The organism is Methylotetracoccus oryzae (genome assembly GCF_006175985.1).
Taxonomy (GTDB): Bacteria; Pseudomonadota; Gammaproteobacteria; order Methylococcales; family Methylococcaceae; genus Methylotetracoccus; species Methylotetracoccus oryzae.
Genome location: NZ_SRSH01000029.1, coordinates 32,640 through 48,247, shown reverse-complemented (window position 1 = coordinate 48,247; position 15,608 = coordinate 32,640). Strand labels below are relative to the sequence as shown.

At 62.4% G+C, this 15,608-nt stretch carries 12 protein-coding genes and 1 pseudogene; 7 read left to right on the top strand and 6 right to left on the bottom strand.

The window, feature by feature from the left end; all coding sequences use genetic code 11:
- Window positions 1-401: 401 nt before the first annotated feature.
- The 3 genes from BWR02_RS20185 to BWR02_RS20175 all read right to left on the bottom strand — a co-directional run bounded on the left by BWR02_RS20185 (window position 402) and on the right by BWR02_RS20175 (window position 6,834).
- Complete coding sequence (locus BWR02_RS20185; protein ID WP_139559712.1) at window positions 402-4,625, bottom strand: ATP-binding protein; 4,224 nt, start codon at window positions 4,623-4,625, stop codon at window positions 402-404.
- A 238-nt stretch (window positions 4,626-4,863) separates the two neighbouring features.
- Window positions 4,864-6,033, bottom strand: a complete 1,170-nt coding sequence (locus tag BWR02_RS20180) for an NnrS family protein (protein ID WP_162560260.1) — start codon at window positions 6,031-6,033, stop codon at window positions 4,864-4,866.
- A gap of 321 nt (window positions 6,034-6,354) precedes the next feature.
- Window positions 6,355-6,834: an RrF2 family transcriptional regulator gene (locus BWR02_RS20175; RefSeq protein ID WP_139559710.1), complete on the bottom strand. Its 480-nt coding sequence runs from the start codon at window positions 6,832-6,834 to the stop codon at window positions 6,355-6,357.
- Window positions 6,835-7,024: 190 nt separating this feature from the next.
- Between BWR02_RS20175 and BWR02_RS20170 the strand changes: the two genes are divergently transcribed.
- The 6 genes from BWR02_RS20170 (at window position 7,025) to BWR02_RS20145 (ending at window position 11,242) form a co-directional block, all read left to right on the top strand.
- Complete coding sequence (locus BWR02_RS20170; RefSeq protein ID WP_139559709.1) at window positions 7,025-7,426, top strand: group I truncated hemoglobin; 402 nt, start codon at window positions 7,025-7,027, stop codon at window positions 7,424-7,426.
- Between the two features lie 54 nt (window positions 7,427-7,480).
- Window positions 7,481-8,476 (top strand): 2Fe-2S iron-sulfur cluster-binding protein, encoded by a 996-nt coding sequence (locus BWR02_RS20165; RefSeq protein WP_139559708.1) that lies wholly within the window; start codon window positions 7,481-7,483, stop codon window positions 8,474-8,476.
- 13 nt (window positions 8,477-8,489) lie between these two features.
- Window positions 8,490-8,678 (top strand): hypothetical protein, encoded by a 189-nt coding sequence (locus BWR02_RS20160; RefSeq protein ID WP_139559707.1) that lies wholly within the window; start codon window positions 8,490-8,492, stop codon window positions 8,676-8,678.
- Window positions 8,679-8,784: 106 nt separating this feature from the next.
- Window positions 8,785-9,162: a hypothetical protein gene (locus tag BWR02_RS20155; RefSeq protein WP_201276346.1), complete on the top strand. Its 378-nt coding sequence runs from the start codon at window positions 8,785-8,787 to the stop codon at window positions 9,160-9,162.
- Window positions 9,159-9,764, top strand: coding sequence for a c-type cytochrome (locus BWR02_RS20150; protein ID WP_139559706.1), 606 nt, complete (start codon window positions 9,159-9,161; stop codon window positions 9,762-9,764). The genes BWR02_RS20155 and BWR02_RS20150 overlap by 4 nt, the downstream gene beginning before the upstream one ends.
- The gene (locus tag BWR02_RS20145; RefSeq protein WP_139559705.1) at window positions 9,761-11,242 is read left to right on the top strand and encodes a cbb3-type cytochrome c oxidase subunit I; all 1,482 of its coding nucleotides are present in this window, start codon (window positions 9,761-9,763) and stop codon (window positions 11,240-11,242) included. Before BWR02_RS20150 ends, BWR02_RS20145 begins: the two co-directional genes overlap by 4 nt.
- Window positions 11,243-11,537: 295 nt before the next feature.
- On the opposite strand, the gene BWR02_RS20140 is transcribed toward BWR02_RS20145, so the two are convergent.
- From BWR02_RS20140 to BWR02_RS20125, 3 genes are all read right to left on the bottom strand, one after another.
- Window positions 11,538-12,695 (bottom strand): J domain-containing protein, encoded by a 1,158-nt coding sequence (locus BWR02_RS20140; RefSeq protein ID WP_201276345.1) that lies wholly within the window; start codon window positions 12,693-12,695, stop codon window positions 11,538-11,540.
- Window positions 12,696-13,279: 584 nt separating this feature from the next.
- Window positions 13,280-13,630 (bottom strand): HVO_A0114 family putative DNA-binding protein, encoded by a 351-nt coding sequence (locus tag BWR02_RS20130; protein WP_139559704.1) that lies wholly within the window; start codon window positions 13,628-13,630, stop codon window positions 13,280-13,282.
- Entirely contained in the window at window positions 13,627-13,992 is a 366-nt protein-coding gene (locus BWR02_RS20125) for a toxin-antitoxin system TumE family protein (protein ID WP_139559703.1), read from the bottom strand. Before BWR02_RS20125 ends, BWR02_RS20130 begins: the two co-directional genes overlap by 4 nt.
- Before the next feature lie 153 nt (window positions 13,993-14,145).
- Here BWR02_RS20125 and BWR02_RS20120 point away from each other — a divergent pair.
- A pseudogene (locus BWR02_RS20120) lies at window positions 14,146-14,781 on the top strand (IS110 family transposase); the annotation flags it as partial.
- Between the last annotated feature and the right edge of the window lie 827 nt (window positions 14,782-15,608).

Sequence of the window (15,608 nt, the reverse complement as noted above, 5' to 3'; positions counted from 1 at the left end):
CGCCCCTGCGCTGGCCCAGCCCCAACCAGCAAGCTCCCTGACCCCATATCTCCCTCCGCACACCGCGGCAAGATCGGTTGTGTGCTGCAGTTCCTCCAGGCGATTCTGGCCTCTTCATGCGCCACCTGAGAGATAGCTCGGCGCATCGGACACGAACCGCACAACTCCCGCTCCGGCCCAACTCGTCGAAACCCGCTTGTTGGCCGAATCCGCGCTGTGCTGCGGTCCACAGCCCAAATCATGCGGAGAGGCGGAGTGACCGGAAATCCGCCAAGAAACGGGAGATCTGGGGTGAGCCGTCAACAGCCATTTCGCGTAACACACGCCAGCCATGTGGCTCAGGGCGCATGCGAAACGAGGGCGTCACCGCTCCAGGGCAGACGGCGGACGACTCACGGGCGTCAGGCTTTATGCTCGGCCGGCCCCAAGGACGCCAGTAGGGTCTGCAACAGACTGAAGTTGACCGGTTTCACCAAATGGTGATCGAACCCCGCCTCGCGGGTGCGGCGTCGATCGTCATCCTGGCCCCAGCCGGTTAAAGCAATTAGCACCATCTCGGTGCCGCCCGGCAACTCCCGGATACGGCGCGCCGTTTCATAACCGTCCATTCCCGGCATTCCGAGATCCAACAGCACCGCGGCAGGCTTGAATTCCGAGACCACCTTCAAGGCCGACGGCCCGTCATAGGCCACCCGGACCTCAGCCCCCGACGTCTGCAACAGCAAGGCCAGGGTGTCCGCCGCGTCACGACTGTCGTCCACCACCAGCAAACGACCCGCTGACACACCGATCGATGCCGCCCGACTCGCTGCCGGCGATTCGATTCCGACCGTAGGCTCGACCGCGAGAGGCAGATGCACGAGGAATTCACTGCCCTGGCCGGCGCCGTCACTACGCACGTCGACCCGTCCTCCGTGCATCTCGACCAGGCGCCGCACCAGTGCCAGCCCGATGCCGAGGCCGCCCTGCGCACGGCCAAGGGTGCGGTCAACCTGGGCAAAGAGGTCGAAGACCTTGGGCAGCATCTCGGCGGGAATGCCGATCCCGGTATCGCGGACGCTGACCGCGACCTCGCTGCCCTGCCGTTCCGCGGTAATGCTGATCTGCCCGCCGGCATCGGTGTATTTGGCCGCGTTGTTGAGCAGATTCGAGAAAATCTGGACGAGTCGCGAGGGATCGGCCTCCAAGCGCAGCGGTTCTTCCGGCAGGGTGACCGTAATCCGATGTGCACCGGCCTGAATGAGCGGCTGACTGGTTTCCAGTGCCTGACCCAGAATATCCGAAAGCACGATCCGCGCTTTTCTCAACGCAATCTTGCCCCGCGTGATCCGCGAGACTTCCAGAAGATCGTCAACTAGCTCGACCAGATGGTCCACCTGACGCTCCATCATCGCGCGGACCGGTTCAGCGCTTGCCCCGTCCCCTCCGGCTTGCCGCAGCAGGGTCAAGCCGTTCCGTATCGGTGCCAGCGGATTTCGCAGCTCATGCGCCAGCGTCGCCAGAAACTCGTCCTTGCGGCGGTCGGCCTCGAGCAGGGCTTGCTCCGTCCGCTTGCGCTCGGTGATCTCGCGGCTCACCGTCGCGTAGCCGCTAGTCTGACCGGCCGCGTCCCGGAGGGCAAACACGGCATAAATCATCCACAGCGGCTCCCCCGTCTTGAAATGCCGGAAACGGATTTCGATTTCGCCGTGGCCGCTCCTCAGCACCCCGGGAAAGAACTCCTCCATGATGAGCGTCCTGTCTTCGGGAAAGAAAAAGTCCGTCACGGACGTTGCCAGCGCCTGCTCAAAATCCCGCAGACCGACCAACCGCAAGCCGGCCGGGTTGATGTAAAACGGCTTCAGTTGAAGATCGCACATGCCGATGAACTCGTGACTGGTCTCCACCAGCGACACGAACTGCTGGCGCTGCTCGTCCACCCGCTTGCGCTCGGTGATGTCCTGGACGATACCTGCCATCCGGCACGGCCGGCCACCGGCGTCCATGCCGTGCCGGCCGGCCGCCCAGATCCAGCGCACTTCGCCATCGGCGCTCCGGATGCGGCATTCGAAGCTCCAGTCCTGACGCGTGTCGGTGGCCGTTCGAAACGCAGCGTCCACGGCTGCACGATCCTCCGGCAGCACATGCTCGAGGAACAGTTCGTAAGTCCAGTGGGGCAAAAGGTGCTCGTAACCGAAGATGCGGTCGTGTTGCAGGGAGCGGAACGCGGTGTGCTCCACCAGATCCAGGTCCCAGGCTCCGATACGGCTCGTTTCCAGTGCGAAGCTCAGCCGCTCCTCGCTCGCGCGCAGCGCATCCTCGTTCTCCTGCCGCAGACGGGCGAGCTTGAGAGCACCCTCGACCCGAGCCAGAAGCTCCCGCGCGCTGAAGGGCTTGATCAGATAATCATCGGCACCGGCCCCCATACCCTCGATCCGGCTTTCCTCGCCGGCCCGGGCTAAAAGCAGGATGACCGGGATCCCGGCCGTCGCCGGATCGTCGCGCAGGGCACGCAGCAGACCGAACCCGTCCAGCCGGGGCATCATCACGTCGGCGAGTACCAAATCGGGCCGTCGCGTGCGGGCCGCAGCGAGTGCCGCCTCACCGTCGGCCACGGCTTCCACCTGAAAGCGCTCGCCCAGGAGTCGCGCCACATAGGCACGCAGGTCGGCGTTGTCGTCGGCCCACAGGATACGGCCTGACAGCTCCCGCAACCGGGGCTCCCCGCGTCGACCTGGCTCGGCTTCGAACAACACCTCGTGCTCCAGGCTCCCGGGCCGCTCTGCTGACCGCTCGGCATCCGGGAGCCAGTTCAAGGCCTCCTCAAGGATCGGTGACGCTCGGGTGCCGTGGTCCAACGGACCCGACGGCGGGCCGATCCGTCGCGGATCCAAATGACCCTTGCCCAGCGGCAGCGTAACGGTGAACGTGCTGCCTCGGCCTTCGGCGCTGTCGACGCTCACATTGCCGCCATGCAGCTTGACCAGTTCCCGCACCAGGGCCAAGCCGATACCGGAACCCTCGTGGCTTCGCCCCCCCCGGTTTTGTACCCGGTGGAAACGCTCGAAAATACGGGGCAGTTCCGACGCGGGAATGCCGATCCCGGTATCGCGCACGACCAGTTGGACCTGCGCGCCTCGGGATTCGACGCGCACCTCGATCGCGCCGGTCAACGTGAACTTCAAGGCGTTCGACAGCAGATTCAGGACGATCTTTTCCCACAGTTCCCGATCGACATAGGCGGGTTCTGCGCCGTCGGGCAGTGCCGGACAGTGCACGTGGAACCGTAAGCCCGCGCGTTCAATCGCCGCTCGGAACACACTGGCAAGGTCGGCCGTGAGGCCGGGAAGATCCACCGGTTCGTAACAGGCCTGTACCCGCCCAGCTTCCACTCGGGAGAAGTCCAGCAAGGTGTTGACGAGTTTCAGCAGTCGCCGGGCATTCCGAAAGACGGTGGCCAAGCCTTCACCCCGGAGGGCCTGGTCAGGCAACGCCAGGGCCTCTTCGGTCGGACCCAGCAACAAGGTCAGCGGGGTGCGGAACTCATGGCTGACATTGGAAAAGAAGACGGTCTTGGCCCGGTCGATCTCGGCCAGCGCTTCGGCGCGCTTCCGTTCTTCCTCGTACTCGCGCGCGTTCGCGATGCCGGTGGCAATCTGGGAGGCTACCAGGGTCAGAAAATCCAGGTACGCGTCATCCCAACTGATTCGGGCGCTGACACCGGCCACCAGAAACCCTGCCGGGACATGCGCCTTGTTGGACGGAATCGGCATCACCACCGCCATGTTCGGTGGATCCGACCACGGGCCGGCGGGCACCCGGTCTTCCGGGCAGAGATCCAGGTTCTCCACGGTTTGCGGTGCGTCGCTTCGCAGCGCCGCCCGGAGCGGCCACAGCGTTTCATCCGGCACGTCTTCCAGAGACATCACTGCCGGACCGGCCGGGTGTTCTGCCTCGACGCCGGCGGCACCCGCCAGACGGGCCTCGTTGCGGGCCGGGTCGATCAGGTACAGCAGGGCGAAGGGAAGGTCTTTGGGATGCCGGGAAAGCGACTCGGCTGCGGCGGCACAAGCTTCATCCGCCGTCCGCGCCTCTGCAGACCGTGCGCCCAGATCGCGCAAGACGGCCACGCGCCGGTCCCCGATAACCTTCCCAGTGATCTCGTGCACTGTGGCCAGCACGCCGCCGATGCCGTTCGGCGCCGTTTCGTCAGGCACCGGGCTATACGCGATGGTGAAATGGGTCTCCTCGAGGACGCCCCGCCGGTTGAGTTCCAGACAGAGGTCGTCCATCCACGTGGCCGGGCCACCGCGGTACGGCGTCTCGATCAGGGGCTGAAGTACGTCCCAGATCTCGCTCCAGCATTCGCTCACGGGCCGGCCAAGCGCCCAGGGGTGTTTCGCGCCGAGAATGGGGACGTAGGCGTCGTTGTAGATCGAGCAGAACGTATCGCCCCACCACAGCAGCATGGGAAAGCGATTCGCGAGCATGAGCTGCACGATCATCCGCAAGGCGGGTGACCAGCCCTCAGGTGGCCCGATGGGCGTAGCCGACCAGTCTTTGGTACGGATCAGTGCGCTCATCGCGTCGCCGCAGGCGACCGAACCGAGCCAGGGTCCGACTATGGGGCTGCGCTTCGGAACCATTTCACACACCGAATTGACTGAAGATATTCATCTGACCAGGTGTGGCCGGTGCCGCTCAGTGAGCTGGGAACCTGGGGTCACATTTTACCAGCCGGACTCAGGAACTGAATCGGGGTCACTTGCTCCGGCTTGCCCGCAGTCGACGAACACAGTGCGGACGCCCGCGTTTCACGGTTCAGGGAGACCTGCCACCATTCGGCCCGTCAGGTCACCTCGGCCATATCGGCCCAACGCGCTGCTAGCACTTGTGGTCCACTCTCGGCTTTAGCAGGATCGGCGCGTACTGGGAGATAAACAGCCCGTACGCGACGACCCACGACCCAGCTGACAGCCATAAGCCTTCGCTCGCGAATACGGAGGCAAGCCGTCCCAGGGTCCCCACGCTAATCAGTACGAAGGCCCATCGCATTCGGGCCGAGGCCATCAGGGGCCTTCCGGTATGGCCGAGCGCCACGCGTGCCGCGACCGCAAGAATCAGGGTTCCGATCGCGCCGTAGGCGAGCGCATGCAAACCCGCATCGCGTAGCGCCCACCCGGTGATCGACGCAAGACCGAGCAGCGCGAAACCGATTGGTATCCAGGCATAACCCAGATGCAGGATCCACAACAGCGGCTCCGAACCCGCCAGCCAGCCGCGCCAACGGATCACGCGCGCCGCCTGTGCGGCCGCCGCAGCCAATCCGAGCCAGCCGGTGCCCCCTCCATCGGGCACCACCACCCAGGCCACGGCGAACATCCCCATCAGCAACACCGCCACCCGGTCGAGACGGTCGAATGTCGGCAGCCGAATCGCGAGCTGCGGCCGGTTCGCGCGCAGCCAGTTCTGGGTGAGGGCGGGCAGGATGCGGCCGCCAACGAGTGAAATCATCCCCAGGACCAGGAACAACCCCACCCGCAAGCAGGCAGCCTGAACGTCACCGTGTTCCGGACCCGCTGAGAAGAACACCGCCTCGGCGATCAAAAAGGCGAGCAACAGTGCCGGCACCTTGTAGTTTCGCGTATTGCGCGCTGCGAACACCTCCCGTGCGATCAATAAAGACAGCGTCAGCCAGAACAGACAGCTTCCGGCGGCCCAGACCGAGAAACTCAACCGATCCGGACACAATGCAGCGATCCGAGCGAGAAGCCAGAGTCCACTCAGCAGCAACAGCGGCAGTCCGGCGATCGGGGGCCGGCCAGTCCAGGTCGCGACAGCCGTCAGCAGAAACCCGGCAATGGCGCAGCCGGCGAACCCGAACACCATCTCATGGCCGTGTGCGATGAACGCAGAGACTGAACCACGCCAGGCCAGCACACCCGCTAGGGTCAAACCCCAGAGCGTGACGATGACGACCGCGTAGACGCCGAGCAGCAGAAAGAAAGGCCGGAAGCCATAGCTGAAAAGAACGTGGGATCGGCTCGGACGCATCATGCGACTCGCTTAACGTTGAGGTTATCGGATTCGCTTCGTGCAACACACCGCCGACGTCCCATCGGAACGGCAGGATCACGGCGACGAGTTGGGCGGAGGGGCGGTCATTAGGCATGGATGATGCTTTGGCCGAAGCTTGGCTGGCGCCGCATTCCGGGTTGTCGTCGGCGCATTCGCGTAAGACACGACTCCGATCAAGACTCACCGGCGCAGCGGATCGAGAACCGCAACGGCGCCCCTCCCTCCAGCGGGACATAACGCTGCTTGGCAATTTCCGCATCGCGAAGTAGCGCCGCTCGACAACAGGAATGACATCCCTCATTTCCCACCCCCGGAGCCAGCAACCTCCGAAGCACGCTCGCTGGACGCTACCGACTCGTTCGTTACCAACGCATCGACGCCGGCTGCGTCGGCGAGGGTGTAATGGTCCAACACCTGCATGAACGATCGTCGCGCCTCGTGCAGGATCGCCTTCAGGTAGCAACCTCGGACGATCCGGCATTCATTGAGCTTCGGATCAAAACACTCGACCAGATTCATGTTGGGCTCCGTCACGCGCACCACCTCGCCCACGCCGATCATGCGCGCCGGCCTCGCCAGTTGCATCCCGCCGCCTTTGCCCCGGGTCGTCTGGATGAAACCGTGAGTCGCGAGATTGTGCACGACCTTGACGAGGTGATTGCGCGAGACAGCGTAGTGACGGGCGATGTCGGAGACGGTCGCGACCCCGGGTGTCGGCAGTCTCGCCAGGTGGATCAACACCCGCAGCGAATAATCCGTGAACTGCGTAAGCTGCATCGCTTGTACTTCTTAAAAATTCGAGATTACGCGCTACTCAATGAGCAAGATCATTGACATCACGCAACCAGCTTCTTATTCTTACATCTCAGATACATGTTCGTATCGATACATCAAGGAAGGCGATGGCCTGCCCCTGCGCGATAACTTGTATCATAAATCCATTTTAAAAGCCGCGGAGATCAAACGCATGACCAGCAAGATGAGCGATTGGTGGACCCAGACCCACGATTCCCTGTACGCACAACTCGGAGGAGAACCGGCAGTGGACGCCGCGGTGGACATCTTCTATCGCAAGGTGCTGAGCGATGACCGCATCAGCCACTTCTTCGAAGACGTGGATATGGACCAGCAAGCTGCGAAGCAGAAGGCCTTCCTGACCATGGCCTTCGGTGGCCCGCACCACTACACCGGCCAGGACATGCGTCGCGCTCACGCGCACCTGGTCCCACGAGGTCTCAGCGACGGCCACGTGAATGCCGTTATCGAGAATCTGGCCTCGACGCTGCGAGAACTGGGAGTCCGCGAGGAACTGATCGCCCAGGTCGGCGCGATCGCGGAAAGTACCCGCAGTGACGTGCTGAACCGCTAAGCGCAACGAACTGCGCGCATCAAGCAAGCTGCCGAATACTAAGGAACGAGAGAGATGCCGATCCTGCGCTACGGCCGCGACTCCTGGCCCATCCGCGAAGGGCAGTCAGTGCTGGACTGTCTGCTGGAACAAGGAATCCCTGTCCCGCACTCCTGTCGCAGCGGCCTGTGTCAAAGCTGCCTGATGCGAGCCGTCGATGGGACGCCACCCGCAGCCGCCCAGAAGGGGCTGCGGGACAGCTTGAAGGCCCGCAACCACTTCCTCGCGTGTGTGTGTCAGCCAACCGAGAACCTGGCAGTCGCCAGCATGGAGGCTACGGCCCACGACAGCAGCATTCCCGCAACGGTTCGAGGCCTCGAACTGCTTAACGCGGAGGTCATGAAGGTTGTACTGGAATGCCATGACCCGCTCGATTACCGAGCTGGCCAATTCATCAATCTGGTCCGCGATGCGCAACTCAGCCGAAGCTATTCGCTCGCCAGCGTGCCGGAACACGACGAACACCTGCATCTGCATGTCCGACGCGTTCCGCAGGGACGGGCCAGTCGCTGGGTACACGAGGAGCTTCGTCCCGGCCATCGGGTGGACATCCGCGGCCCGGCCGGCGAATGCTTCTACACGGACGGCGACAAGGACCAGGGCCTGTTGCTGGTGGGTACCGGGTCCGGCCTGGCCCCGCTGTTCGGGATCGCGCGCGACGCACTGCAGCGTGGACATTCCGGGCCGATCCGCCTGTTCCATGGCAGCCGTGACCGCCGCGGCCTTTATCTGACGCGCGAGTTGCGGGATCTCGCCCGAAGCCAGCCGAACTTCGACTATACACCGTGCCTTTCGGGACCCGAGGCACCCCCCGGCCACGCGCGAGGCCGCGTCCACGACATCGCGCTACAGGAAACCGGGTCGCTGAAGAACTGGCGCGTATACCTGTGCGGCCATCCCGAGATGGTCAAATCGGCCAAGAAGCACGCATTCCTGGCCGGCGCATCGATGAAGGACATCTATGCCGACGCCTTTGTCGTCAGCCCACCCGGCGCCAGCGACACCAACTGAAGGAGGATCCCCGATGGTCATCACGCCAGAGATACCACTGAAGGACCTGGCGTCGTCGAACGCCGGCGCGCGCGTGCTCGAAGACTACCGCTTCGACTACCGCGCGCTGGAAGCACTGGAGCGCGGTCTGATGCGGCACATCCATCTGGAAAAAAACGTACTTTTCCCGGCAGCCCGCGCACTGGCCGCCGACGCAGGATGAGCCAGGCGATGCCGTCGTCCCGTCAGCGGCGACGCACACCGGGCTTCCCTGCGGAGCGCGGACAGCCACTACCGATGACGCTCCTGGTCGCCGAGGCATCGAAACCGTGATCGAACCCGTCGCACTTCAGGATTTTTTCGTGACTTTCTTTTCGGCCGCGGCGGTGATTCTGTTCGGTGCCGGCTATGCCGGGCTGTTCGCCTGGGCGCGGCTCGGCAACCGTCGGCATCTGATGCCCTGGGCCTATGCTTGCTACGCGACGCTGGCCATCGCCGTCTACGCGCTGGCCCAGGCCGCCCATCTGCATGGTAACTGGACCCTGGTGACCGTCCTGATGCTGCTGGGCTATCTGCTGGCCCCGCAAGCGATCTGGCATCTGTGTGCGGCCACCCACCGCGCTGAGCATGCCGAAAACCGGGAAGTCTCCGCGGACCACGACGGAGACAACCCTCTTTCTTCAACTGCAGCAAGGAAAACGCCATGAGCGCAAACCCGCCCCGATGGTCATCGGAGGATTTCTGGAAGAAGGTCGCGATCTGGGTCACCGCCGGATCGTTCGTGATCCTGATCGTGCTGACCTTCGACACGCTGTCGAAAACATCCGTCGGGGGCCAACGGGTGCGCAGCTACAGCGTGATCAACCAGGAGATCGACTACCGCTTCGACGACAAACAAAATCGCTACGCCCCGGTGATCGGCAAGGATGAGCCGCTGTTCGGCAAGCCGTTGAGCGAGGCGGAAGCGGAGACCCTGGTGGACCTGGGCAAGAAAACCGTGCAGACCAAGAACTGCATGAATTGCCATACCCTCCTCGGCAATGGGGCCTACTACGCCCCCGACCTCACGAAAGCCTGGCTCGATCCCGGCTGGATCAGCGCCGCCAGCCGTGAAACCTTGATGCTCACGTTTCTGAAGGATCCGGAGCGGAACGCGCGGACTTTCGGATCCGGCCGGGTGATGCCCAACCTCGGTCTGACCGACGAGGAAGCGAGAGGCGTGGTCGCCTTCCTGAAATGGATGTCGGCCATCGACACCAACGGCTTCCCGCATAACTTCAAGACCCTGAACGCACAGGTGCAGCCATGATCTACTCCGTCGCCGCACTACCCCACCGCATCGCCGGCGCTTTCGATGCCCTGGACAGCCCGCATCTGAACGGCGGTCAGCAACTCGCGGTCAAGTATTTCGCCGTTGCAGTTGTACTCTTCCTCGCACAGGTGCTGTTCGGCATGCTCTCCGGCATCCAGTTCGTCGCGCCCGGTTTCCTGCACGGCATCCTCGACTTTAACGTCAACCGGATGGTGCACATTAACGCGATGGTCGTCTGGCTGCTGTACGGCTTCATCGGTTCGATCTACTGGTTTCTCGAAGATGAAAGCGGCACCGAGATCGCCGGTCTCAAGTGGGGCAATGTTGCGTTCTACGTGCTGACCGCCGCAGTCACCGTGGTCGTGCTGGTGTACCTGCTGATCCAGACCGGTCCCGGCAAGGATGCGAGCATCTGGTTCATCAACGAAGGCCGCGAATATATCGAAGCCCCGCGTTGGGCCGACATCGGCATCGTGGCGGTCATGCTGGTGTTCTTCTACAACGTCGCCGGGACGTTCATGAAGGGCCGCTGGTCCGGTATCGCGGGCGTGCTGACCCTGGACCTGGTCGCGCTGGCCGGCCTGTACGTCGCCGGCATGTTCTACCTGACCAATATCACCGCGGATCAGTACTGGTGGTGGTGGGTGATCCATCTGTGGGTCGAAGCGACCTGGGAAGTGCTGGTCGGCTGCATCATGGCGTGGTCCCTGATGCATCTGTTGGGCGCGCGCCGCAAGATCGTCCAGACCTGGCTATACATCGAAGTCGCGCTGATGTTTGGCTCCGGCATTCTGGGCCTCGGCCATCATTACTTCTGGATCGGCACGCCGGATTACTGGTTTTCGATCGGCGGCTTTTTCTCGGCACTAGAGCCGATTCCGCTGGTCGCGATGGTCGTGCATTCCGTCTATGACGCCGGTGTGCACAACTTCAGGAGCCGCAACCATCCGGCGCTGGCGTGGATCATCGCGCACACTTTCGGCAACTTTTTAGGCGCCGGTGTCTGGGGATTCATGCATACGCTGCCGCAAATCAACCTGTATACCCACGGCACGCAGTGGTCCGCCTCACACGGCCATCTGGCGTTCTTCGGTGCGTACGCGACGATCAACATCGCCTTTTTCTATCTGGCCGCGCAGAAATGGCGCGGCGATGTCTGGATGGGTGGTGACCTGCCGGGCAACGGCTGGAAATGGAAATGGGCGTTGGCGCTGCTGAACCTGGGCGTGATGGGCATGACGGTGGCACTCCTGATCGCCGGCTACGAGCAGTCCTTCGTGGAGCGCGCCGTGGGTGGTTCGACCTGGGAAGGCTACTTCGCGGCGCAGAATCAGGTCTGGTTCAAGCAGGCCATGCACTGGCGCCTGTTGTTCGGTCTGGTGACCACCGGCGGCGTGGTTCTGCTGGTCTGGGACCTGTTGACGATCGGCAAGGGCGAGAGTCGCAAAGCGCCCACGCTAAGTGAAGCGGCCTAGGGCTCAAGTTTTTTGACCTGCGGCTGTCACCTCGAGATACGTGGCAGCCGCTTCGCGGTGCCGGGCGACGGCGAGGGTGGGCAGATTTGCGCACCCTCCATCGTTGGCTGGTTTTCGGCAACCGGCAGATCGGCCGGCTGCGTGAGAAGGCAATGATTTGGATAGGGTCAGCTCCCCCGGAGTGGACGAGGCCGTGGGCCCGATAGAGGACCACGCGCGCAGCCCCGCAACCGCGGTCTGGCAGCGCTGGCGACGGGATTATGTAGCCTGCCTGCCAGCCGGTGCCCGACCGAAGTCAGAACGGGAGATCAAAAGCAAATACTGGCGGCCTCTCCAGCGTCACCGTTTTCAGCCACGCTTTCAGCGACTTGACGTCGCCGATGGTATCGATCTGCTGCAGCAGGCTGCGCAGCTGGCTTTCCGTAGCGGCCACATCGGACCGGAGCCGGGCCATGAGCACGTCCGGCGATAAACGGCCGTGGGGAGGGAAGCCAAATTCGGCCGCAAGGTCCTGTTTGGTTCGCTGCAGTTCGCTGTCCAACTCGCGCACCTGGTCTTTCAGGATCTTGAGGTAGTGTTTGAGCCGCTCGCCCCCGAGGTTTGCCAGATGGGCTTCATCGATGTGTTCGAGTTGGAGTTGCAGCTCCAAGAGTTCCAGCAAGGCGCCCCGCTCGTAGGCTTCATTGGCCTTTTGCATCAACGCGGTCTTGCGCTGCCGTTCCTCCGGGTCGCTTTCCCGGTCGGGGTGCAGAGCGCTGGCCAGTTTGCGGTAAACCTCCCGGATTGACTGGCTGACTTGCTTCGCTTCCGCCTCCCGCTGCGCTTCCTTCGCCTGTTGCTTGGCAGTAGGTTTGCGGCGCTTGGCTCTTTCGGCGCGGGCTTGGTCCTTCGCCTCGAACTGTGCTCGCAGTTCTTCGAACAGGCTTTCCGGCGAAGTCAGGTCCAGGTCGTTGCCCAACTCAACGCCCAGGGTATCCTCCAGCATGGCCTTCATCTGCTCCATCTGGGCGGTCTCCTCCGCGTCGAAATCCGACCGGCTGTGCTTGTTGTAGAGTGCCTTCATCGCCTCGTCCGGCCCGCCCTGCCCGAGCACGTCCAAAGCCAGGTCGATGATGAGGGCCGAAAGCTTATGCCGCTCGGTCTTGGTCAGTCCTTTCTGGTCGTAGCCCCAGTCCAGATGTTCTGCCAGTTGGGCCTTGAGCGCCCGCTCCCGTTCGAGCAAGGGATGCAGGTCGCGGCCATAGCGTTGCCGGAAGGCCGGAATCGCCTCGTTCCAGTCGGCCAATTGGGTGCGGCGGGCTTCGATCTGCTTGATCAGACGATTGAACTTCTTCTGATCCGGGTTAAGCGGGGCTGTTCCCGACAGAACCAGACTCCGTAGGCGTGCCGGGTGCGAGTCCGAATCTCCATTAAGGTCATCAAACAGGTCAACGGTGGCCATCGGATCGCGCATGGGACAGTGAGGTGTCTGGGAGAGGACCGGTATTTTACCCGAGCATCAGCGTTGGGGATGTTGGTGCACCGCTTCCGAGAGGCCGAATTTAGCCTTAGCTGTTCGCCAGGGAAGCGCGTTCATACAGCCCCTCTCAACCGGAGCCGTTGTCATGAACGCCCCTTCGAACCCGACCGTGGCTGTATTCCGGCGTTTAGCAGGCGTTGCCACGTTCGACAGCGGGGGTGGCGCAGCGGCGAGTCCGCAACAGGCAGGTTCAAATTTGCGCTTGCCCCGCACCAGCGCCCCGTTTTCTCCGCTCCAGACCGACCAAACAGCCGGGCCATTGGCTTGTTTCCGGCCATGCAGAGAATTCAGGCCATGCAATCGTAGACGAGGGTCATCTCGTTGGCGGCGTCTCTTTCGATGCGTTACTCAAGCGCGCGGGTGCCAAGTTCATGCTCGGCCTGACCGCGACGCCGATTCGCCGCGACGGTCAACAACCCGTCATCTTCATGCCGTGCGGCCCGATCCGTTACACGGCGGCCAAACCAGTCAGTGCTCCGCACGAGCTCCGTTTCACCAAAGCGGCCTTGCAACCGTGCTCAGGCCGCAATGATCTTGAACTCCGTCGCCTTGGCGATGGGCCGCACCTGGTTCTTCTCGCGCCGCATCTCCACGAGGCCGTAATGAGACATCGTCTTCAGCGTGCGGGAAAGATTGCCGGGCTTGCGACCCGTTTGTTCGGCCAGCAGGGCGATCGACGCCGGCGCGGTATCCCGAATGATCTTGAGCAAGGCCCGATTGTCGTCGCTTAGGACTTCCGCCAGCGACCGGATCGAGGTAAACCAGATAGTCGGATCGCCAGGCTTGGGCTTGAGATCTCCACGCGCAATGGCCAGGATCCGCTCACGAATCTTGTCTTGGGGCATGATGCCGATCACGATCGCTTTCATCGTTTCCTCACCTCTGATAGCACGCGGTCAACCTCCGCAAAAAAATCCGCCAACAACTGGTGCGCATCCTTGAATTCGTAGGGAACCCCCTGATCCGTGGCATGGCGATGCTGGTGATCAAACGTCAGGCGTCGCCCGGCATATTTGAACTTCTTCGGCAGCTTGATGGCATGCGCATTGTCGTAACCCAATATCCGCTTACCATACGGTTCATGTAGAGTCAGGCAATAGCGAATGCCATGGGGCACCTCTGCTGTCGGCGCGACCCGGTATGCTTCGAGTTTGACCCAATAGCCGCTTCCCTGATCGATAATCTGACCGTGCAGATCCAGCAGGGTCTCGATGCCGGGGTCAGACTTCATGCTCCAAGGATATCATCTGATGATATTTCTTTCATGCTCGTCAGCCGCTCAAGTTAGTCGCGCACGGTTGCCGTGCTGGTCTTCCTGAAGCCCGAATGGTTACGCGCGCCGACTTGTCCGAGCGCGCATTCACAAGCAAGGGATCTGAAGACCATGTCTGCTTCCTCGGTGGCGGTCGGCATCGACATAGCCAAGGAGAACGTGGATGTCTGGAGGCTGGGCGCCAAGCTTGATGTCCAGCGTTTTGACAACGCGGCCGAGGCGCATTCGGCGCTGGTCGCCGCCCTCAGACCGTTGTGCGTGGCGTTGGTGGTCATGAAGGCCACTGGGGGCTACGAAGCGGCGCTGGCCTGTGCGCTGCAGGCCGCGGGCTTGCCGGTGGCGGTGGTCAATCCGCGCCAGGCCCGCGATTTCGCCAAGTCCATGGGACGGCTGGCCAAGACTGATGCCATCGACGCGCGCATGCTGGCGGAGTTGGCCGGCGTACTCGTACGCCGCGACGATCTGGCCAGCTGCATTCGTCCGCTGGCCGATTCACAGCAGCAGGCGCTGGCGGCGATGGTCACTCGCAGGCGCCAACTCGTGACGATGATGCTGTCCGAGCGCCAGCAGCTGCAATTGGCCATGGCCGTCGTGCGTCCAGGCATCGAGTCCATGATCGAAACCATCCGCAAACAACTCGACGACCTAGATGCGCAGATGGTCGGCCACGTCCAGGCGCATTACGCCGAGTTGGACAAGCTCTTGCGGTCGGCCAGCGGCATCGGCCCGGCAAAAAGTTTCTGCGTTTGGTGCTTGGTGGCGCATGACCGTGTGCGCAACGGTGAGACCCAAGCCCAGTCCGCGCGCGTTCGCGGCGCCGCGATTTATCGAGCCGGAAAAAGGCGCGAAAACCTGGCTGCGCAGGGTTTCAGGAACGGCGGGACTGCAATCGCAGACTAGGATTTTCGACGGCTGCGCCGCTTTCGGCCTTGGTCATGCTCGCCTCGTGACCACCCGCAGAAAACCTGCGGACCCAGGTATTCCATAGACCTGTAGCTAGCGTCAAGCAAAAAAACTCGCAAAAAAGCCCCTATGTGTGCTTCCGCACATACAACGTTCTGTTTTCCGTGCACTCTTAAAGGGCAGGGAGGAGAAACGTCATTCCCCTTCTTGGATTAACGTTCGATTCGCCATTCAGACGAGATAACATATGAACAAGTTACTTACTCTAATCGCGCTCGTCGCCACGGTTAGTCTGCTTCCGTCGGTATCGCTGGCTGTATGCAGAGCAACAGGAGGCGTTCCTGGGGTATTCGTTCAAAGAGGAACCGCTGCGACAAACGTAGGCGTGAGAACAAATCGGATAGGAGATCTATATAACTTCACCACAACGGATTCGAAATTAATTACCACTGCGCTGGTTTCCGCGTCCACTAATACAACCGTGCTAGTAACGGGCGATGCCGGGGTTTGCCCTCCAATCAACCCTCAAGGCTTTATCGATGGCGGCAGTATACTCAGCATTTTAGTTAACCCTAATTAGTCGGCCCTGCGAAATTCGTTCAAGCTGCGGTGGGCCGCGTTTGACGTTCCCACGCCGATGGCGGCAAGCTGAGTTCGAGACACCGGGAGCG